Annotated in this window: 16 protein-coding genes and 2 pseudogenes; 4 read left to right on the top strand and 14 right to left on the bottom strand. The window is 66.1% G+C overall.

What is annotated here, in order from left to right:
* Positions 1 to 28 precede the first annotated feature (28 nt).
* From M3A49_RS33820 to M3A49_RS33865, 10 genes are all read right to left on the bottom strand, one after another.
* Positions 29 to 1951 (bottom strand): PrkA family serine protein kinase, encoded by a 1923-nt coding sequence (locus M3A49_RS33820; protein WP_254352678.1) that lies wholly within the window; start codon positions 1949 to 1951, stop codon positions 29 to 31.
* A gap of 794 nt (positions 1952 to 2745) precedes the next feature.
* On the bottom strand, positions 2746 to 3507 hold the full coding sequence (locus M3A49_RS33825; RefSeq protein WP_266232826.1) for a 2-keto-4-pentenoate hydratase: 762 nt from the start codon (positions 3505 to 3507) through the stop codon (positions 2746 to 2748).
* A 379-nt stretch (positions 3508 to 3886) separates the two neighbouring features.
* The gene (locus M3A49_RS33830; RefSeq protein ID WP_266232827.1) at positions 3887 to 5677 is read right to left on the bottom strand and encodes a methyl-accepting chemotaxis protein; all 1791 of its coding nucleotides are present in this window, start codon (positions 5675 to 5677) and stop codon (positions 3887 to 3889) included.
* A gap of 199 nt (positions 5678 to 5876) precedes the next feature.
* Entirely contained in the window at positions 5877 to 6812 is a 936-nt protein-coding gene (rbsK, locus tag M3A49_RS33835) for a ribokinase (RefSeq protein WP_266232828.1), read from the bottom strand.
* Positions 6813 to 6856: 44 nt separating this feature from the next.
* A complete protein-coding gene (locus M3A49_RS33840; protein WP_254352681.1) occupies positions 6857 to 7915 on the bottom strand; it encodes a LacI family DNA-binding transcriptional regulator in 1059 nt (352 codons plus the stop codon).
* Positions 7916 to 8053: 138 nt separating this feature from the next.
* Positions 8054 to 9142 (bottom strand): ABC transporter permease, encoded by a 1089-nt coding sequence (locus M3A49_RS33845; protein WP_266232829.1) that lies wholly within the window; start codon positions 9140 to 9142, stop codon positions 8054 to 8056.
* Positions 9139 to 10842, bottom strand: a complete 1704-nt coding sequence (locus M3A49_RS33850) for a sugar ABC transporter ATP-binding protein (RefSeq protein ID WP_266232830.1) — start codon at positions 10840 to 10842, stop codon at positions 9139 to 9141. The genes M3A49_RS33845 and M3A49_RS33850 overlap by 4 nt, the downstream gene beginning before the upstream one ends.
* A 266-nt stretch (positions 10843 to 11108) precedes the next feature.
* The gene (locus tag M3A49_RS33855; protein WP_266232831.1) at positions 11109 to 12071 is read right to left on the bottom strand and encodes a sugar ABC transporter substrate-binding protein; all 963 of its coding nucleotides are present in this window, start codon (positions 12069 to 12071) and stop codon (positions 11109 to 11111) included.
* 176 nt (positions 12072 to 12247) lie between these two features.
* Positions 12248 to 13225: a magnesium/cobalt transporter CorA gene (gene corA / locus M3A49_RS33860; protein WP_266232832.1), complete on the bottom strand. Its 978-nt coding sequence runs from the start codon at positions 13223 to 13225 to the stop codon at positions 12248 to 12250.
* A 226-nt stretch (positions 13226 to 13451) separates the two neighbouring features.
* Positions 13452 to 13898, bottom strand: a complete 447-nt coding sequence (locus M3A49_RS33865; protein ID WP_266232833.1) for a hypothetical protein — start codon at positions 13896 to 13898, stop codon at positions 13452 to 13454.
* 141 nt (positions 13899 to 14039) lie between these two features.
* Here M3A49_RS33865 and cydX point away from each other — a divergent pair.
* Positions 14040 to 14105: pseudogene (gene cydX, locus M3A49_RS33870) on the top strand (cytochrome bd-I oxidase subunit CydX); the annotation flags it as partial.
* 31 nt (positions 14106 to 14136) lie between these two features.
* A pseudogene (locus M3A49_RS33875) lies at positions 14137 to 14666 on the top strand (AAA family ATPase).
* Between the two features lie 4 nt (positions 14667 to 14670).
* Here M3A49_RS33875 and M3A49_RS33880 read toward each other — a convergent pair.
* Together M3A49_RS33880 and M3A49_RS33885 are read right to left on the bottom strand one after the other, a co-directional pair.
* On the bottom strand, positions 14671 to 15774 hold the full coding sequence (locus tag M3A49_RS33880) for a saccharopine dehydrogenase family protein (protein WP_266232834.1): 1104 nt from the start codon (positions 15772 to 15774) through the stop codon (positions 14671 to 14673).
* Between the two features lie 210 nt (positions 15775 to 15984).
* On the bottom strand, positions 15985 to 16449 hold the full coding sequence (locus M3A49_RS33885; RefSeq protein ID WP_028207862.1) for an Lrp/AsnC family transcriptional regulator: 465 nt from the start codon (positions 16447 to 16449) through the stop codon (positions 15985 to 15987).
* A 226-nt stretch (positions 16450 to 16675) separates the two neighbouring features.
* Between M3A49_RS33885 and M3A49_RS33890 the strand changes: the two genes are divergently transcribed.
* Positions 16676 to 17227 carry a Spy/CpxP family protein refolding chaperone gene (locus M3A49_RS33890; RefSeq protein WP_266232835.1) on the top strand — a complete coding sequence of 184 codons (552 nt, stop codon included), beginning with the start codon at positions 16676 to 16678 and terminating at the stop codon, positions 17225 to 17227.
* Between the two features lie 153 nt (positions 17228 to 17380).
* On the top strand, positions 17381 to 17815 hold the full coding sequence (locus M3A49_RS33895; RefSeq protein WP_266232836.1) for a PGDYG domain-containing protein: 435 nt from the start codon (positions 17381 to 17383) through the stop codon (positions 17813 to 17815).
* A gap of 54 nt (positions 17816 to 17869) precedes the next feature.
* On the opposite strand, the gene M3A49_RS33900 is transcribed toward M3A49_RS33895, so the two are convergent.
* Positions 17870 to 18235: a DUF3022 domain-containing protein gene (locus tag M3A49_RS33900; protein ID WP_266232837.1), complete on the bottom strand. Its 366-nt coding sequence runs from the start codon at positions 18233 to 18235 to the stop codon at positions 17870 to 17872.
* A 32-nt stretch (positions 18236 to 18267) separates the two neighbouring features.
* Complete coding sequence (locus M3A49_RS33905) at positions 18268 to 19077, bottom strand: YhfC family intramembrane metalloprotease (RefSeq protein WP_266232838.1); 810 nt, start codon at positions 19075 to 19077, stop codon at positions 18268 to 18270.
* Between the last annotated feature and the right edge of the window lie 12 nt (positions 19078 to 19089).

Here is a 19089-nt window from a genome sequence, read left to right on the forward strand (position 1 = left end):
GCGCGCTCGGACAGTAAAGCCTCTTCGTTCACGACGACTTGCGCACCCGCAGATACCAGTCGCAGAGCAACCGGACCTGCTTCGGCGTATAGCCCTTCGCCACCATGCGGTTGACGAAGTCTTCGTGCTTGCGCTGCTCTTCCGCCGATCCTTTCGCATTGAACGAGATGACCGGCAAAAGTTCTTCCGTGTTCGAAAACATTTTCTTTTCGATCACCACGCGCAGCTTCTCGTAGCTGATCCAGGCCGGGTTCTTGCCGGCATTGGCCGCACGCGCGCGCAGCACGAAGTTCACGATCTCGTTGCGGAAGTCCTTCGGGTTGCTGATGCCCGCGGGCTTCTCGATCTTCTCGAGCTCGGCATTCAACGCCGCGCGATCGAAGCTTTCGCCCGTATCGTGATCGCGGAACTCCTGGTCCTGAATCCAGAAGTCGGCGTACGTCACATAGCGGTCGAAGATGTTCTGCCCGTATTCGGAATACGACTCGAGGTAAGCGGTCTGGATCTCCTTGCCGATGAACTCCGCGTAACGCGAGGCCAGCACGTCTTTCACGAACGACAGATACTTCTGCTCGGTTTCCGGTGGGAACTGCTCGCGCTCGATTTGCTGTTCGAGCACATACATGAGGTGCACCGGATTCGCGGCCACTTCGGTCGAGTCGAAGTTGAACACGCGCGAGAGAATCTTGAACGAGAAGCGCGTGGACACCCCGTTCATCCCTTCGTCGACGCCCGCGAAGTCGCGATACTCCTGGTACGACTTCGCTTTTGGATCGGTGTCCTTGAGGTTTTCGCCGTCGTACACCTGCATCTTCGAGAAGAGGCTCGAGTTCTCCGGCTCCTGCAAGCGCGTGAGCACCGACATCTGCGCCATCATCTTCAGCGTGCCCGGCGCACACACGGCCTCGGCCAGCGACGAATTGCGCAACAGCTTCTCGTAGATCTTCATCTCTTCCGAGTAGCGCAGGCAGTACGGCACCTTTACCACGAAGATACGATCGAGCAGTGCCTCGTTGTTGCGGTTGTTGCGGAACGCCTTCCACTCCGACTCGTTCGAGTGCGCGAGGATGATGCCGTTGAACGGAATCGCCCCGAATCCTTCGGTGCCCTTGAAGTTACCTTCCTGGGTGGCCGTGAGCAGCGGGTGCAGCACCTTGATCGGCGCCTTGAACATTTCGACGAATTCGAGCAGGCCCTGATTCGCGAGACACAGGCCGCCCGAGTAGCTGTACGCGTCGGCATCGTCCTGGGCGTATTGCTCGAGTTTGCGGATGTCCACCTTGCCGACGAGCGACGAGATGTCCTGATTGTTTTCGTCGCCAGGTTCGGTCTTCGCGATGCCGATCTGGCGCAGGATGGACGGGAAGCGGCGCACCACGCGGAACTTGCGGATGTCGCCGTTGTACTCGTGCAGGCGCTTCACCGCCCACGGGCTCAAGATGCTCCGCAGGTATCGGCGTGGTATGCCGTATTGCTCTTCGAGTATCGGACCGTCTTCGTCGTAGTCGAACAGCCCGAGCGGAGATTCGTTCACGGGCGAGCCCTTGATCGCGTAGAACGGCACGCGCTCCATGAGCTGCTTCAGACGCTCGGCGATGGAGGACTTGCCGCCGCCCACCGGACCGAGCAGATAGAGAATCTGCTTCTTCTCTTCGAGTCCTTGCGCCGCATGGCGGAAGTACGCGACGACCTGCTCGATCACGTCTTCCATGCCATAGAACTCGCGGAATGCGGGATACACCTTGATGACCTTGTTCGCAAAGATGCGCGACAGACGCGGATCGTTGCGGGTGTCGATCTGTTCGGGTTCGCCGATTGCCGTCAGCATACGTTCGCCAGCCGTGGCGTACGCATTGGGATCTTCCTTGCAGAGCGCGAGATACTCCTCGAGCGAGAACTCTTCCTCTCGCGTTTTTTCGAAGCGGGTCGCGAAGCTGCTGTAGATATCCATGCTACCTCCTCGCCGAGATCTGCGACCGATGTCGTGCGCGGCGCGCTATTCGGAAACGACATCGCTCAAATTCATCCTAAACCCTTTTGAAATTTTTCGCACCGTTAAATCGCGCCGGATGTGCCCTCGAAAGCTAAGCATTATTGAGCGCTTGGAGGGCGCCAGACAACGACTTACAATGATCTTCCGCACTGGTGCAAATTTCAGACCGGGGTCACGCTCCTTCCCAAATGCTGTGCCTGGGTGTTGACCAATTCCGTCGGGCCGGGCACTCGCAGCAACCCGCTTTTTACCTGGTGTTCGACCGGCTTTTCGCCTCGTCGTCCGGCCTGTCCGGTGCTACGGCATACGCAGCGCCTCTTCATCAAACGCACCAGTGCAGCGTCGGTGCACACCCATTCGTTACGATTTGTTCGCGAGCCCGCAGAGCGCGCTCTCGTTGCGCACTGCCACGCAGATGTTGTGAGCACGCGTCAATGCGATTTTTTTCCCGTTTTACGCGTCGATTTCGCCATCGTCGGTGACCTGCCGCGCATTCATGCGCGGATGCCAATCGACGCTGACCGGCCCTGTCGGCGGTAGTGGTTTTCCCGCTCCAATCGGACAATGAGCGGACAACGCACGAACGACGCACGCGCGCGATGAAGATGACGCGCGTGACAGGTTGCCAGGTTTACACCCATGAGCCACAGAGCGCGCACAAAAAAATAAAGCCGCCGCGCAATGCGCGCGGCGGCCGTTCGTGAGAGCAAATATGACAGGTGCGACAGTTACATGATGCGCCCCTGGGCGACCTAGACGAACTCGACTTCGACTTCCCCCAACCCGTCGATGTGGCCGTGCAGGAGACCCGGTGTATCGATGCGATGCGCACCGACATAGGTGCCGGTCGTAATGGTCCATTCGGGCTCGATCGTGATGCCCATTGCGGCGCAATGATTGACGAACCAGACCAGCAGTTCGCGCGGATCGCCAGCGGGGTTGCCCGGCGCCTCCGGCACGAGCGAGGCGCCGTCGAACGTCAGTTCGAGCTCCGGCGCGACGAAATCGAGCACGCGGGCAAGCGCTGGGTAGGGCAGCGCGTGGCCGGTCACGAGTGCGCCATTGTTCTGCGCATCGGCGAGTTGGGCGAGCGGCGCGACATTGGGCCACTGCGCGAAACGGCTATCGACGATCTCGATGGCCGGCAGGATCTGGCCGACGCGCGCGAGCACCTCGTCGCGCGCATAGGCTTCGGCGCGCGGGACGATCGGTTCCGAAAAACGAAAGGCGATCTCCAGTTCCACGAGCATGCGGAAGAAGTGGCGGCGCTCGAAGCGCGCCGGCGATGCGTGCACGAGCGGCGCCGGGATCGGCGCGCCGGAGGCGGGGCCGCCCGGCGCGCGCGCGCCGACCTTCCAGCCGCCCGTGGTCATCTCGAGCCCGGCGAGCACCGCCTGCTGGATCGCATAGGCCGTGGCCGCGTCCGGCGGCACGCGCTCGGGTTCCAGCGTTTCGATCAGATGATGATGCCGGCGCGCATTCACGAGGCGTTGCACGAGATCGTCATGCGTCATGTCGGGTTCCTTGTTTGTGCTGTCATGCGGCGCCGGCGCTCGATGCCGGCGCAATCCGTCCTGCCTGGCGCGGTGCGCCCTCCCTTGCCCTGCGGCGCGGGTCCTTCCCCTTGCGGCGCCACCCCGTACGGATCGCGCTCGGGCATCGGCGCGCGCTGAACCGTCCAGCACGACGCCTTGCCGCTCGCGGGCACCGCTGGGCGCCGCAGTGTAGCGCGCCGAGCAGGCCGCGCAGATGACACGGCTGACAATGTACAGTAACGGCGCCCGCATGGCGCACGGCGGGGCCGCACAACGGGGTCAAAGGCGTAAAAAAGCCGCTGGGGCGCAGCGGCTGGCTCGCGTGCGCGGACGGCCCGCGCGGCTGATCAGATGAATCTCAGAAGGTTTCCCAGTCGCCGTTCGAACCGGCGCCCGACGCCACAGCGCTAACGGGCACGCTCGGGGTTGACGCGGGCCGTGCGGCCGGCTGGGCGGGAGCCGGAGCGCGGCGCGGCGCGCGCTTTGCAGCAGGCGCAGCAGCCCCGCCTGCCGATGCCGGGCGCGTGACAGCACGGGAGACGGAAGCCGCCCTGGCTGCCGGCGCGAGCTTCACCGGCGCGGGCTTCACCTGCGCCGCCCCTCCCGCTGCGTCTTCCAGATTGAACACCGCGACGGCCTCGCGCAGGCGTCCGGCCTGGTCCTCGAGCGACTGCGCCGCTGCGGCGGCCTCCTCGACGAGCGCCGCGTTCTGCTGGGTCACCTCGTCCATCTGCGTGACCGCGCGCGCGACCTGGTCGATGCCGCCCGACTGCTCCTGCGAAGCCGCCGCGATCTCGCCCATGATGTCGGTCACGCGCTGCACCGCGGCGATGATCTCGGTCATCGTGCGGCCCGCCTCGTCGACCAGCGCCGAACCCGCCTGCACGCGCTCGACCGAGGTGTCGATGAGCCCCTTGATCTCCTTGGCTGCCGCCGATGAACGTTGCGCGAGGCTGCGCACTTCGCCCGCCACCACGGCGAAGCCGCGCCCTTCCTCGCCCGCGCGCGCCGCTTCGACGGCCGCATTGAGCGCGAGGATGTTGGTCTGGAACGCGATGCCCTCGATGATCGTGATGATGTCGGCGATCTTCGCGGAGCTGTCGTTGATGTCGCCCATCGTGCCGACCACCTGATTGACGACCGAACTGCCCTTGTTGGCGATTTCCGAGGCGTTGGCGGCGAGCGCACTGGCCTGGCGGGCGTTGTCGGCGTTCTGCTTCACGGTGCCCGTGAGCTGTTCCATGCTCGAAGCGGTCTCCTGAAGTGCAGAAGCCTGCTCTTCGGTGCGCGACGAGAGGTCGAGGTTGCCCGCGGCGATCTCGCGCGTGGCCGTGGCAATCGATTCGGTGCCCGAGCGCACCGAGCGCACCGTTTCGGTGAGGCTGCGCTGCATCTGCGCGACACCGCCCAGCAGTTCGCCCATCTCGTCGTTGCGGCGTACGACCACGGGCCGGCGCAGATCGCCGGCGGCGATCGCATGGAAAGCGCCGAGCGCTTCGCCGAGCGGCTCCGCGATGGCGCGGCGCAGCGAGAAGAACGAATAGGCGGCCGCGCCGATGCCCACGAGCAGCGCCGCGATGCACGCGATGCGCAGTTGCGAGAACGCGGCCTGGGCGTCGTCGAAGCCCTGCTGCGCTTGCGTCATCTGGAACTTGTCGAGCACGGCGTCGGCCTTCGAGAGCCCGTCGTAGGCTTCCTTGAGCGCCTTGGCGCCCGCCACGACCTTCGCCTGGTCGCCCGACTGGACGGTCGTCATGAACTGGTCCGCGATCTGGTGCAGGGTATCGCGCCGGGCCGCGACTTCCTGGGCGAGGCGCGCTTCCTCGCCGTCGTGCGGCAAGGCCATGTACTTCTTCCAGAAGTCGTCCGACACGCCGCGCAGCATACGCGCGCGGTCGATCGTCGCGGCGGCGTCGGACGTACCCAGCTCGAAGGCGGCCCGGTCGAGTGCGAGGCGCTCGCGCGCGGCGTAGATCTCTGCGAGGTTGACCGCATGCGAACTCGGCATCTGGTCAGTGAAGGTCTCGCGATACGCGTCGTTCGAACGCGTGAGGCCCAGCAACCCGACCGCACTGATCGCGACGATCAACGTCGCCAGAAAGCCCATTGTGATGCCGATGCGCGCCTTGATACTGATGCCCTTGCCCATGACTCCCCCAACGCTTGTGGTGTGGTCGGGCCCAGCGCCCGACATCGAGTTGTCCCTCTAAGAGGCGTTTACGGCACAGGATTTCACGGGCTTGAAATGTGTATATGGTATGAAGTATTAGCGGAATCCATTCATGCGCGGCGCGAATAAGCCGCGCCGGGCCAGCTATGGCTTACGGCAGCAAGATGCGCGGATACGGTCAGCCCGCGAGTTCGGTGAGCGTGGGAATGGAAGGTTGAGCGCCCGCGCGCATGACGGAAACGGACGCCGCACGCAATGCGAAAGCGATCGCTTCGAGCGCAGGGGCACCGGCGGCCAGACGCGCGGCCAGGCCGCCGATGAAGGTGTCGCCGGCCGCCGTCGTGTCCACCGCATTGACGCGCGGCGCGGGCAGATGGGCGGGCGCGGCGCCGTCGAGCAGCACGCATACGCCCTGCGCACCGAGTGTCACCAGCACGTTGCAGGCGCCCGCCTCGCGCAGCGCCAATGCCGCGCGCGCCGCCTCTTCGGGCGTGCTCGCGGGCAAGCCGGTGAGCGCGGCGGCCTCCAGTTCGTTCGGCACGAGATAGTCGATGAGCGGAAGCCACTGCGCGGGCAGCGGCCCCGTAGCGGGCGCGGGATTGAGGATGGTGATCTTGCCGAGCCGCCGCGCGGCGGCCAGCGCGGCCGCCACGGCGTCGGTGGGCGTTTCGAGCTGGCAGACCACGACGTCGGCCTGCGCGAGCACGGCCTCATGGCGCGCGATCGTTTCGGGCGTAACCTCGCCGTTGCTACCCGCCACGATGACGATGGCATTCTGGCTCGCGTCGTCGACGACAATCAGCGCCACGCCGGTCGGCGCGCCCGGCGACGTTTCGAGCGCGCCACAGTCGATACCTTCTGCGACCAGCCCCGCGCGCAACACTTCGCCGTTGCTGTCGGCGCCGACCCGGCCGACCATCGCCACCCGGGCGCCCAGGCGCGCCGCGGCCACCGCCTGGTTGCCGCCCTTGCCGCCGGCCACCTGCGCAAACGCATTGCCGGCGAGCGTCTCGCCCGGAGCCGGCAAGCGCGGCGCACGCGCGACGAGATCCATATTCAGACTGCCGACCACGGCCACGCGAGCGCCGATCGGCTTGGCTGCGTCAGTCGTCACGATGCCTCCTCGATGGCTTGCGCCTTCGGTACGGCCACCCTGCCTCAGGCCGCAAGCGGCGCGTACTCCTCAGCGCCGACCCAGGGCCCCGTCGATTCACGAGGAAAGAGCGTAGGCGGCATAACGCGGCGCCGCGCCCTCGCGCCTTCTTCGCGCACGTTCGCGCCTTCCTCGCGCGCGTTCGCGATGCGCTCGATCAGCGTGAGCGCCGCCATGTCGCCGAGCGCGCGAGCCGGCTGGCCGACCGTCGAGAGCGCGGGCCAGGTGAAGTTGCCGAGTTCGATATCGTCGAAGCCGATGATCGAGCAGTCGCCCGGCACGCGCAAGCCGCGCTCGGCGGCCGCGCGCAAGGCGCCGATGCCCATCATGTCGTTGCCGGCGAAGATCGCGGTCGGCCGCACGCTGTCGAACAGTTGCGCCGCCGCGCGGTATCCGCCCGCTCCGGAAAAGTCGTTTTCGACGATCGCACCCGGCGCGATCTCCACGCCCCGCTCGGACATGGCGCGCAGGAAGCCGTGCATGCGCATCGCGCTCACCGCGGTTGTCACCGGCCCGGTGATACAGCCAATGCGCGAGTGCCCGAGTTCGAGCAGATGCCGCGTGGCGAGCCAGGCGCCGCGCTCGTGGTCGATCTGCACGAGATCGGCGTCGAGCCCCTCGATGTTGCGGTCGATCACGACGATCGGCTCGCGGGCATCGGCAAGCGTCGAGGCCAGCACGGCGTCGTCACCGGCCGAGGCGACGATGAGGCCGTCGATGCGTTTTTCCTGCAGCACGCGCAGGTAGCTGCGCTGCTTGGCCGGGTCGTCGTCCGAGTTGCAGAAGAACACGCAGTAGCCCTTGCGCGCGCAGGCGTCCTCGACGCCGCGCGCAAGCTCCGCGAAATACGGGTTGGTGCCGTTCGGCACGAGCAGACCCACGGTCGCCGTCGCACGCGCCTTGAGCGAGCGCGCCACCGCCGACGGCACGTAGTTCAGGTCGCGGATCGCACGTTCGACCTTGGCCCGCACGTCCGCCGACACCGGACGCGAATTGTTCACCACATGCGACACCGTCGTGAAAGATACCCCCGCCACGGCGGCCACATCCTTGATCGTCGCCATATTTATGTTGCTCCTGCTTTTTTGCTGCCCTGTTGCTGCCGGCTCTCTGCGCGCCCGTTGTTGGTTTGGTCTGGCGTCGCTTTCCCGGTCATTTCCGCCGGCCCGCGCTGCGTTGCGGACCGCGCCCTCGAAAAATTGTTATGCCCTGCTGCCTCTACGACTTCGCCTGCTGCGGTACGTGTCGAGCACGACCGCCACGACGATCACCGCGCCGGTGATGATCCGTTTGGTGGGCTCGTTCGCGCCGATCTGCGCGAGCCCCGCGGCCAGCACCGAGATGATCAGCACGCCGAAGAACGTGCTGATGACCGAGCCGCGCCCGCCCATCAGGCTCGTGCCGCCGATCACCACGGCCGCGATCACCTGCAGCTCCAGCCCCACGCCCGCGTTCGGATCGGCGGCTTCGAGGCGCGAAATCTGAAACAGCGCCGCGAGCCCGGAAAGCGCGCCCATCAGCGCAAACACGATCACCTTGTACGGCCGCGGATCGACGCCCGCCAGGCGCACCGCTTCCTCGTTGGTACCGATACCAATCAGATATCGTCCGAAGACCGTGCGCGTCAGCGTGAGCTGCGCGATCACCATCACCGCCACCGCGATCAGGAACGCCGGCGAAATGCCGAATGCGATCGGGTTCGAGAGAAAGTCGAACGCGTCGCCGATATACGCCGTGCGCGAATTCGTCATCTGGTACGCGAGCCCGCGCGCCGCTTCGAGCACGCCGAGCGAGACGATAAACGACGGGATGCGCCAGCCCACCGTCACCGCGCCCGTGAGCGTGCCCGTGGCCGCCGCGGCGACGAGGCCGAGCAGCGCCGCCGGCAACGCGCCCCAGCCCCACTTGAGCGACGCCACGCTCACCACCGAAGCGCCGAGCGCGAGCACCGAGCCCACCGAAAGATCGATGCCCGCGATGATCAGCACGAAGGTCATGCCCACGGCCATCACCACGAGATCGGGAATCTGGTTAGCGATCGTGCTGAACGTATCGTACGTGAGGAAATGTGAACTCAGCAGCGAGAACAACACGATCATCGCGATCAGCGCGAGCGCGAGGCCCAGGTAGTTCGAAAAGCCGAAGCGCGTCCCCACGGGCTTGCCGCTCGCCTGCACCGCATGCGGCGCAGGCTCGGGCGCCGCGGCCGGCACGATTTTGGTCGAACTGGTTCGCCCACCGCTATCGTCACCCTGCGGCGACGGTTGCCCGCGCAACGGATCGTTCGTCATGAAGCGCTCCCTCGTGGGTCGTCGTTTCGTTCCTGCGGCTTTCGCGTGTCCACGTGTGGCGGCACATCGCCCATCTCCGGCAGATCGCACGCGTTCGCGACCAGCGCATCCTCGGCGCGCAGCCCCGCGAACGCGGCGGCCAGCAGCTTGTCCTGACTCCACTCGTCGCGACCGTAGATGGCCGTCATCTTCCCCGCCGACATCACGCCGATGCGGTCGCAGATCAGCATCAGCTCGCGCAGGTCGCTCGACACCACCACGAGCGCCCGGCCTTCGCGAGCGAGCGCGCCCATCAGCGCGTAGATGTCGAACTTCGCGCCGACGTCGATGCCGCGCGTGGGCTCGTCGAACAGCACGACGCGCATCGACTGCGTGATGTCCCGCGCGAGCCAGCGGCCGATCACCACCTTCTGCTGGTTGCCGCCCGACAGCTCGCCCACCGGCTGCGCGGGTCCGGACGTGCGGATTCGCAGTGCGTCGATCTGCGTGCGCGCCAGCGTGTTCTCGCGCGCCGCGTCCACCACGCCATAGCGCGATACCGCGCCCACGTTGCCGAGCGTCACGTTCGCGGCGAGCGGCTGCGGCAACAGCAGCCCTTCGCCCTTGCGGTCTTCGGTGATGAGCGCGATGCCGAGCCGTACCGCGTCGGCGGGCGAGGCGATCTGCACCGGCTGCGGCGCCGCGCCCGGCGTGGGCGCCAGCGCCACCGTGCCGCGCTCCATGCGGTCGGCGCCGTAGATGAGCCGCATCAGCTCCGTCCTGCCCGCGCCGATCAGCCCGGAAACGCCGAAAATCTCGCCGCCGCGCACTTCGAACGACACGTCGCGCACGGCCTTCGCGCGCGTGAGCCCGTCCACCTTCAGGAGCGGCGCGCCGATGCGCCGCTGCCCAAGATCGATGCGCTCGCCAAGCTCGCGCCCGACCATCAGCGCGACGATGCGCTCGGGCGTAAGGTTGGCCATGGCGTCCACGCGCACGAGCTTGCCGTCGCGCAGTACCGCGACGCGCTGCGCGATGCGCTCGAGTTCTTCGAGCCGGTGCGAGATGTAGACGATCGCCACGCCGCGCGCCTTGAGCCGCGCGATCTGCTCGAACAGCAGCTCGACCTCGCGGGCCGTGAGCATGGCCGTCGGCTCGTCGAGGATCAGCACGCGCATGTCGCCGCCATCGGCACCACCGGCACTGCCGATCAGGTTGCGCGCGATCTCCACGAGCTGCTGATGCCCGATACCCAGCTCCCCGACCGGCGTGTCGGGGTCGATCGCTTCGAGCCCGACCTGCGCCATCGCGGCCCGCGCGTCGTCACGCAGCCGCCTGCGATCGATCCAGCCGAACCGCAGCGGCCCCGACTGCGGCAGCCGGTCCAGAAACAGGTTCTCCGCAACAGTGAGCGTGGGCAGCAGGTTCAGCTCCTGCATGACCATGCGCACGCCGAGCGCCTCGGCTTCGCGGCGGCTCGCCGGGGCGTAGGGCAGGCCCATCAGCGTCATGCTGCCTGCACTCGGCGCCGTGAGGCCACTCACGATCTTCGAGAGCGTGCTCTTGCCCGCGCCGTTTTCCCCCGTGAGCGCAAGCACTTCGCCGGCGTGCAGCGCGAGGCTGACGTCGGCGAGCACCGGCTGCTCGTAGGTCTTCCCGACGCCCGTAACCGTAAGCACGGCGGGCGCAGGTGACGCTACGTCGGGGACATTTGCATCCATCACGATCCTGTAGTCGCGAGCCGCGCCGCCGGGTTCAACCGGTGAGTCGCGCCGCCCGGATACTGCGGGTCCGCACCGCCGCTGCACGCTCCGGTAGAGCGTGCAGCGAACGGCGCGCTGGGCAGCGAATCGCCACACAGCGGAAGACGGCCGCCCATGCGGCCATCCCGGTACAAATAACGGCTGCGCGGCGAGATTCTTGAGCGTTTATTGCGTTGCGCACGCAAATACCGCCGCGGCACGCCGTGGCGCCTGCCAGCAGCGCTTTACTTCGTGACGAGCACCACAGGCGTTTCGACGATGCCCGACAGCTCCGACTGCTTCTTGTGCTCCTTGAGCGCCTTCAGGGCCGTGTCGATGCCGAACACGGCCTGCTTTGCCGCGTACTGGTCGGCGGTGGCGAGCACGCGGCCGTCCTTGAGCATGGGCTTGATGGCGCCGATGTTGTCGTAGCCGACCACGTACACCTTGCCCTGCTTGCCCGCCGCGCGCACGGCCGACACGGCGCCGATCGCCATGTTGTCGTTGCCGCACAGGAGCGCCTTGATGTCCGGGTATTCATTGAGCATGGCGGAGGCGACCGCGTTGCCCTTGTCGATCTCCCATTCGCCCGATTGCGTCGAGACGATCTTCGCGCCCACGGCGTCCATCGCGTCCTTGAAGCCCGCGGTGCGCTGCTGCGCGTTGGTCGTCGTGGAAACGCCCTCGACGATGCCCACCTGGTCGCCCGACTTCAGGCGCTTGGCGAGATAGTCGCCCACGAGGCGGGCACCCTTGCGGTTGTCCGGGCCGACGAACGGCACGTTCAGGTCCTTGGACTTGAGCACGTCGGCGTCGAGCTTGTTGTCGATGTTCACGACGATGATGCCCGCGTCCACCGCCTTCTTCACGACGGGTACGAGCGCCTTTGAGTCGGCGGGCGCGAGCACGATGGCGTCGACCTTCGAGACGATCATTTGCTCGACGATCTGGATTTGCGCGGCGGTATCGGTCTCGTTCTTGATGCCGTTGGTGATGAGATCGAACTGGTCAGCATTGTGCTTCTGATAGTCCTTCGCGCCGGTCTCCATGGTGAGGAAGAACTCGTTGGCGAGCGACTTCATGACGAGCGCGACCTTCGGCTTGTGAGGCGCCTGTGCGCGGGCCGCGAGCGGCAAGGCGCCGGTCACGGCGGTCGTGGCGAGCGCGCTGGCGGCGAGGAGGATGCGGCGGCGAATGCGGGAGTTCATTTTGGAAGTCTCCGGTTTGTCGGGCCCGGCTGGGCCCTGCTTTCTGGTTATGCGCAAACGTTTTCTGCCGGCCCATTCTCGGCGCAGGCGCTGAACGATGTCAACTTCGCTCTGTCACTGGCGTCGCTGCCGGCAATGCGGCGCCGCAGCAACGCCCGCCCCGCCTCAGAGCCGCCTCAGAGCCAGTTGATACGACGAAACAGGAAAAACAGGAAGATATCGAGCACGAGCATGGCCGCGAGGCAGATCTGGTAGCCAAACCTGAAATGTAGCTCCGGAATGTGCTCGAAGTTCATGCCGTAAATACCTGCGATCATCGTCGGCACGGCGAATAGCGCGGCGAATGAACCGAGCCGCTTGGTCACCTCGTTCTCCGCGAGCGAGATCATGCCGAGGTTCACCTGGATGGCCGTGACGATCATTTCGCGGCGAGCGTCGATCATGTTGGACACGCGCACGAGATGGTCGGACACGTCGCGGTAGTACGCCTGCATGCCCACGCAGACCTGCGGAATGCGGCCGCCCACGAGCTTGCCGACGGCATCGACGAGCGGCGTGACGTGATGCGCGAGGATCACGAGACGGCGCTTGAGCGAATAGAGATCCTCGATGATCGCGCGCGAGCCCGCGAGGTCGTGCTTGTCGAAGATGCGGTCCTCCAGTTCCTCGATTTCGGCAGAGAGCGTTTCGAGCACCGGCGCGTAGCGGTCGACCACGCTGTCCATGAGCGCGTAGAGCACGAACCCGGAGCCTTCGCGCAGCAACGCGGGCTCGCGCTCGCAGCGCGCGCGAACGTCGGTGAAACCCTGCTGCGCGCGGTGGCGCACCGAGAGCACGAAATTGGGGCCGGCGAATACGTTCACCTGGCCTATGATGACTTCGCCGTCGTCGTCGAGTTCGAGGGTGTGGAGCACGCAAAAGAGCGTGTCGCCGTATTCCTCGATCTTCGGACGCTGGTTGCCGTTCATCACGTCTTCAATGGCGAGCGCATGCAGGCCGAACTCCTCCTTCATCGCCGCCATTTCGCCGGCGTCGGGATCCTTTAGCGCGACCCAGACGAAACACTCGGGCTTCGCCAGATAGTCGCTGATGGCTTCGACGGTGACGTCGGCCAGTTTCTTGCCGCCTTGATACGCGACGCAGTTGATTAGCATGTTCCTTTTCTTCCGCGCGGCGGGTCGCGCCCGCGCCGCTTCGAGTTGCACCGGTTGCCAAGTTTAAGGGGTTCCGTCGACCGGCGGCGTCTGGACGGGTGCCCCAGCGGCGTGCGCCCGCCTGACGGGGCCTGGCCGGCGTTCGAGAGCACTGCCCGTGCCCGCCGTGCAACGGCGGCGGCGAACCGGCGGCCGTCTTCCGGCCGTCTTCCGGACTGCCGCGGGCCTACTGCGCGACGCGGCGGATGCCGATACGGTCATCCTTGTCGAATGTGACACCCGCGCGATTGGTGTAGCGCGGATCCACGAGAAAGCGCAGCTCGATCACGGGATCGAACTGCGTCGTCACGCCGATGCGGTGCACGCCCGGCTTGAGGTAGAACGTGACGTGCTCGCCGTCCATGAGGTCGGTCACGCGCTCGCCGTCGAGGTAGACGGGCGCGTCGCGAAATTTGACGATGACGTTGCGGGTGCGCTCGCGGCGCACGTCCACGGCCACGAGGCCCTCGCCCGGCTCGGTGTAGCCCGGCTTCAGGATACGTTCGGCCGGTACGGGCTTGAACGGCATGGGCTGCGGCTGCTCCTCGGCGCAGCCGCCGAGTGCGAACGCGGCAACCACCGTGAAGGCAGCGGCGAGGCTCGCAATCGACCCGCGCGACGGCAAAGGCGGCATGGGCGCTTTCCCCTTTTCTGACCTCTGGCTGCTGGTTCGCGCCCATCATATCCGTACGGACGCCGGATCGATCATCGTTGTTATATGCTTTGGGGAATGCGCGGCAGCGCTCGCAACCGGCATAAAGAGGAAGCGACGGCCATGTGGTACTTCTCGTGGATCCTCGGCATCGGCGTTGCGCTCGGCTTTGGCATCATCAACGTGATGTAGCGCCGGCAAAACGTCGCTCGCCAAACGCCTGTTCTCCCCGCTCGCCCGCGAGACCGGCGAGCCGTTCCGCCTGCTCGACAAGGACACGCTCTACGGCACCTATAGCGCCGCCGCGATGGGCGCGCTCACGCACGACCCGAACGATCGCGACAGCCCGCTCTTCCTGCAGCATTTTCGCGAACCCGAGTACCGGGGGCTCATCGACACCGCGCGCGAAAACCTGGAGCTTGGCGTGAGCGCGCTAGTGGTCGGCCCGTATCGCGCGAAGTGCGCGAGCGCAAGCTGTTCGACCGCGCGTGGCTCGGCGTCGGTCAGGAGGTGGGGCTCACCGTGGTGTGGGTGCATACGAGCGAGGAAACGGCGCACGCGCGCATCGTCGCGCGCGCCCATCCGATCGATGCCTACAAGCTCGCTCACTGGGACGAATACCGGCAGCGGCGCTTCATGCCGTCGGGCGCGCAACTCGACGGCCTTTTGCTCTTCGACAACAGCGCGCCCGCCGCGGCCGACTACGACGCCTTGCTACAGCGCATCGTGTCGGCAACGGCATCGACCTGAGATTTCAGGCCGCCACTTTCGCGCGGCTGTTGAGCGTCGCGCCTTCGTACACCTGACCGAAGCGATTCGCGAGGAACTGCTGGAGCGACACCTGCTCCTGGCGCACGAACCCAGCTTGCGGCAGACGCTTTTCGCGGAACAGATCGAGCACCGCGCACATGGCGCCGGCGGTGGTGATCTGGATCGCGCTCATGGGCACGCCGCACACCGTCTTCGCGAAGATCTTGCGCGTGAACACTTCCTGCACGAGCTTGCCGTCGCGCATGCCGGTCACGGTCATGAAGATGAGCACGACGTCCTGCTCCGTAGCGGGCACCGAGCGGCGCATGATGGATTTGAGCGTGTCGCGGTCGCTGGATAGGCGCAGGTCTTCGAGCAGGAACTGCATGAACGCGCGATGACCCGGATAACGCACCGACTTGTAGTCGAGCGACTCGACCTTGCCCGAAAGCGTCTCGCAGAGCGTGCCCAGACCGCCCGAGGTATTGAAGGCCTCGTACTCCACACCGTCGAGCGAGAAATGCTCGAGACCTTCGAGCGGCTGCACCCACTGCGTGCGACCTTCACGGATCGCTTCGCACGGCTGGCAGTACTCGTTGATGAGACCGTCCACGCTCCACGTGAGGTTGTACTTGAGCGCGTTGGTGGGGAACTGGGGCAGCGCGCCAACGCGCATCTTGACGTCGCGGATCTCGGTGAAGCGGCTCGCGAGCGCATGCGCCGCAATGCCGATGAAGCCGGGCGCGAGACCACACTGCGGCATGAAGACATGCTCGGCACCCTCGGCCAGCGCGCGGATCGCGTGGGTCGCGCGCACGTCCTCGGTCAGGTCGAAGTAATGGACGCCCGCGCCCTTCGCCGCCGAGGCGACGTTCACCGCCAGGTAATACGGCAGCGCGTTGATCAGCACGTCGTAGCCTTCCAGCGCGCCGCGCAGCGCGGCGGCGTCGCCAGAATCGACACGTGCGGTGGGGATGCCCTGCGCCGCGAGCGGCTCGAGCGCCTTCGCGTCGCGGTCGAACGCCGCGACTTCGTAGTCGCCGCTCTCGCGCAGCATATGGGCAATGGTGTGGCCGATCAGGCCGGCGCCTGCAATCGCAACTTTCATGTGTCATCTCCTTTGGTTTTCTATGCTTGGGGGATGGGCAGCGCCCGCTCAAACACAGTCTAGGGAGAGACAAATACGGTTCATAGACGCAAAACGATGCGTTTCGACCGCGATTTTCGTCATTATGACGATCAGTTTCGTCGAAATGACGAAATCATTCCATTTCGATGGCGAGTGCCTCGTCGTTCGGCCCGCGGTTCAGCCCTCGATTCAGCCTGTCACCGAGCCGCGATCGACCTTGCGCGCGAGCACGATCGACGTCGTCGTGCGCTCCACGCCGGGCATGCCGCCAATCTGGTCGAGCAGATCGTTGAGGCGGTCGGGCGAATCGGCGCGCAGCCACGCCACGTAGTCGTACTCGCCGCTCACCGCGCACAGCAACTGCACTTCGGGCATCTTGCCGAGGCGCTTTTGCACATCGGGTCCATGGCGCGGCGCGATGATGAGCCCGACCCACGCCTGCAGGCTCGCGTCGAGCACGTCCTGACCCAGGCGCACGCCGTAGCCGGCGATCACCTGTGTGCGTTCGAGACGCTCGATGCGCGCAAGCACCGTGGTGCGCGCGACGCCCAGGCGCCGTGCGAGATTCGCGACGCTTTCGCGCGCGTTTTCCTGCAGCAGCGCGACGAGGCTGCGGTCGAGGTCGTCGAGTTGATCGAGGCGCGGAGGTCTCATCGGGCGGCGGTCTGTATGGGAAGTCTGAACGGCGTCATTATCGCGCGTGGCTGCGCGCGCCGGGCGGCGCTCGCGGCGTGCAAGCCATGCGCGACGGGTATTTCCACGCGTTTCGTTTGTAAGCAAGTGTCGCAGCCGGGGCGTGGCGTAGCGAGAACGTGGTACTAATAACGGCTGCAGCCCTTCTGGCCATGCTACCCGCTACGAAATGATTCAAGGAGTCACAATGAAGAAAGCTTTCGTCATCCTTGCCGCCTCGCTCACGATGAGCGGCGCGTTCGCGCAGAGCGCCGCGCCGGCCGCTTCGGCAACCGCCGCGGCCGCGTCGAGCGCCGACGTGCGCGCCGCGCAGCATCAGCAGCGCGTCGAGGAGCGCATCACGTGGCTGCATACGCAGCTCAAGATCACGCCCGAGCAAGAGCCGCAATGGAAGGCGTTCGCCGACGTCATGCGCAGCAACGGCGAGACCATGGCAAGTCTCTTCAAGCAGCGTGCGGAAAGCGAAAGCTCGCGCAACGCGCTCGACGACATGAAGCAGTACGCGCAGATCGCCCAGGCGCACGCGGACGACATGCAGAAGCTCGTCTCGGCGTTCGAGCCGCTCTATACCAGCCTCTCGCCGGAACAGAAGAAGCTCGCCGATCAGTCCTTCCGCCACGGCAATGAGCACGGCCCGTCGGGCAACCCGGGCCATCCGAAGCACAAGGGCAAGGCGAAGCCGTCCGCAGGCGCCGCAGCCAGCGACACCGAAGCGGCCAGCACGCCGGCCGCGCAGTAAGACGGAGTAACCCGCCAGTCGGGCCGCGCTCCCATGCGTGCGCGACGGCCCGATCCAGGGTACCCTTGCGGACCGCGCAACGGCCGGGCAGTTCCGCCCGGCCGTTGCTACTTTGAAAGCCGTTTTTTGTGAAGCAGGTCCGCTGCTGCCGCCATGATTGAACTGACCCAACTCGACCTGCGTGTCGACCCCGCCGCACAGCGCGTCGTCAAGGACGAAACCGTGAGCGTCGAGTTCGCAGCCCTTGCCGGCGAGCTGATGAGCCTCGAAGGCCCGAACCGCTATGCGCCGGGCGACGCGATCATCACCGGTTCGACCGGCGATCGCTGGGTCGTCTCGCGCGATCGATTCGATGCGAAGTACCTGCCGGCGAGCGATACCCTCGCCCACGGCGACTCAGGCGCGTATCGCAACCGCCAGGTCGTGGTGCTCGCAAGGCGCATGGACGAGCCGTTCACGCTCGTGCGTTCGGCCGGCGGCGACCGGCTCAGCGGCGTGGCCGGCGACTGGGTCATGCAGTACGCGCCCGGCGACTATGGCGTCGTGCAGGCCGCACGCTTCGCCAAAGTCTACAAGCTCGCCGACTAAGTCCCAGCGCAACGCTGAGCGGGCGCGCTGCGCCCATCGCTTCGAGCACACGCTTTACGCAAATTCTTCGTCCAGCGCGATCGTCACCTCGCGCGGCACGTCTTCGCCCTTCGCGTGCTGTTCCTCGAGCGATTCGATCGTCGCCTCCACGTAGGCGCGCAACACCGCGAAGCTGCGACCGCGCAGCCGCGGCGGCAGTGCGCGATAGCGTGCGAGCGCGGCGGGCGCGATGGCGACCGTGAGCGCCATGCGGCGCGCCTTCGAGCCGAAGCGCATCGCCACCCAGTGCACGACCAGTTGCGGCACGCCGTTCTCGTTCGGCTCTTCGGCAAAGCGCGTCTGCTCTGGAAAGATGTCGGCGATCACGCGGGCGAGCTCGTCGAAATCGGGGCTCGCGCATTCAAACAGATAGGCTTCCATTGACGCCAGAAAAAAGAGTGAGACGCGCGCACTCACGCCGCGCGTGCGACGCGCCGCTGCTGGCGGCACGTCCTGAAAAGCACGACGGCGACCACCACAGCCGCCACCACGTACAAACCATCCACGGCCACGAGCGGCACGAGTTGCGCCTGGTACATCGCGGCAGGCACGTCGATGAGCGCGTGCACGAGGATTGCGAGCGGCAAAATCCCCTTCCATCCCGCGCGCACGCCGCGCCACATCAGCACCGACAAGGCAATCTGAAACACGAACGCGGCCGTGCGCTCTAGCGCGAACACGCCCGCGAAAAGCGGCGAAAGGCTAGCGAGAATCAGATGCACGCGCAAGACCGAGTCCATCGTGAGATTGGACAGATGCTCGTCGAGATCGCCGCGATTCGCGAGCACCGCGAACACGATCCACTGCAGTTGCACGAGCACGCCGACGAACCACGCCTCCGCACCCGCATGGCCGATGCCGTAGCCGAACGCCGCGCCGTCAGTGGGGGCGTTGGGCTTGCGTGCGCCGCGGCGCGCGATGAGCCGCATGGCGATATAGCGCCCGACCTCCTCGCACACGCCCGCGGCGAGCGCCCCGTACAGCACGAAGAAAACGGGATTCGAAAGCACCTGCGCGACGGCGGCGTTCTCGTGCAGCAGGTAGTCGTTGATGGCGCGCTCGATCACAGTCGCGAAAAACGCGAAGATGGCGACGCCTGCGATCGTATCGCGCCAGTCGAGCGCGAATGGCACGCGCAGCCGGCGATAGAGCGATACGGGCAAGGCGGCGACGAACAGCGTCGCGAGCGAGAGGCAGACGAGCGTGACCGGAGCTACGGACATGGGCTTCCTTAT

The organism is Paraburkholderia sp. CNPSo 3076, from assembly GCF_026343935.1.
Classification (GTDB): Bacteria; Pseudomonadota; Gammaproteobacteria; order Burkholderiales; family Burkholderiaceae; genus Paraburkholderia; species Paraburkholderia nodosa.

Excerpts from the sequence above, each read along its gene's own strand:
- M3A49_RS33840 (WP_254352681.1), bottom strand. The coding sequence starts at position 7,915 with ATGGCGACGATCAAGGATGTGGCCGCCGTGGCGGGGGTATCTTTCACG.
- M3A49_RS33865 (WP_266232833.1), bottom strand. The coding sequence starts at position 13,898 with ATGCCGCCTTTGCCGTCGCGCGGGTCGATTGCGAGCCTCGCCGCTGCC.
- M3A49_RS33880 (WP_266232834.1), bottom strand. The coding sequence starts at position 15,774 with ATGAAAGTTGCGATTGCAGGCGCCGGCCTGATCGGCCACACCATTGCC.
- M3A49_RS33890 (WP_266232835.1), top strand. The coding sequence starts at position 16,676 with ATGAAGAAAGCTTTCGTCATCCTTGCCGCCTCGCTCACGATGAGCGGC.
- M3A49_RS33895 (WP_266232836.1), top strand. The coding sequence starts at position 17,381 with ATGATTGAACTGACCCAACTCGACCTGCGTGTCGACCCCGCCGCACAG.
- M3A49_RS33885 (WP_028207862.1), bottom strand. The coding sequence starts at position 16,449 with ATGAGACCTCCGCGCCTCGATCAACTCGACGACCTCGACCGCAGCCTC.
- corA (WP_266232832.1), bottom strand. The coding sequence starts at position 13,225 with ATGCTAATCAACTGCGTCGCGTATCAAGGCGGCAAGAAACTGGCCGAC.
- M3A49_RS33900 (WP_266232837.1), bottom strand. The coding sequence starts at position 18,235 with ATGGAAGCCTATCTGTTTGAATGCGCGAGCCCCGATTTCGACGAGCTC.
- M3A49_RS33825 (WP_266232826.1), bottom strand. The coding sequence starts at position 3,507 with ATGACGCATGACGATCTCGTGCAACGCCTCGTGAATGCGCGCCGGCAT.
- M3A49_RS33905 (WP_266232838.1), bottom strand. The coding sequence starts at position 19,077 with ATGTCCGTAGCTCCGGTCACGCTCGTCTGCCTCTCGCTCGCGACGCTG.
- M3A49_RS33850 (WP_266232830.1), bottom strand. The coding sequence starts at position 10,842 with ATGGATGCAAATGTCCCCGACGTAGCGTCACCTGCGCCCGCCGTGCTT.
- M3A49_RS33830 (WP_266232827.1), bottom strand. The coding sequence starts at position 5,677 with ATGGGCAAGGGCATCAGTATCAAGGCGCGCATCGGCATCACAATGGGC.
- M3A49_RS33855 (WP_266232831.1), bottom strand. The coding sequence starts at position 12,071 with ATGAACTCCCGCATTCGCCGCCGCATCCTCCTCGCCGCCAGCGCGCTC.
- M3A49_RS33820 (WP_254352678.1), bottom strand. The coding sequence starts at position 1,951 with ATGGATATCTACAGCAGCTTCGCGACCCGCTTCGAAAAAACGCGAGAG.
- M3A49_RS33845 (WP_266232829.1), bottom strand. The coding sequence starts at position 9,142 with ATGACGAACGATCCGTTGCGCGGGCAACCGTCGCCGCAGGGTGACGAT.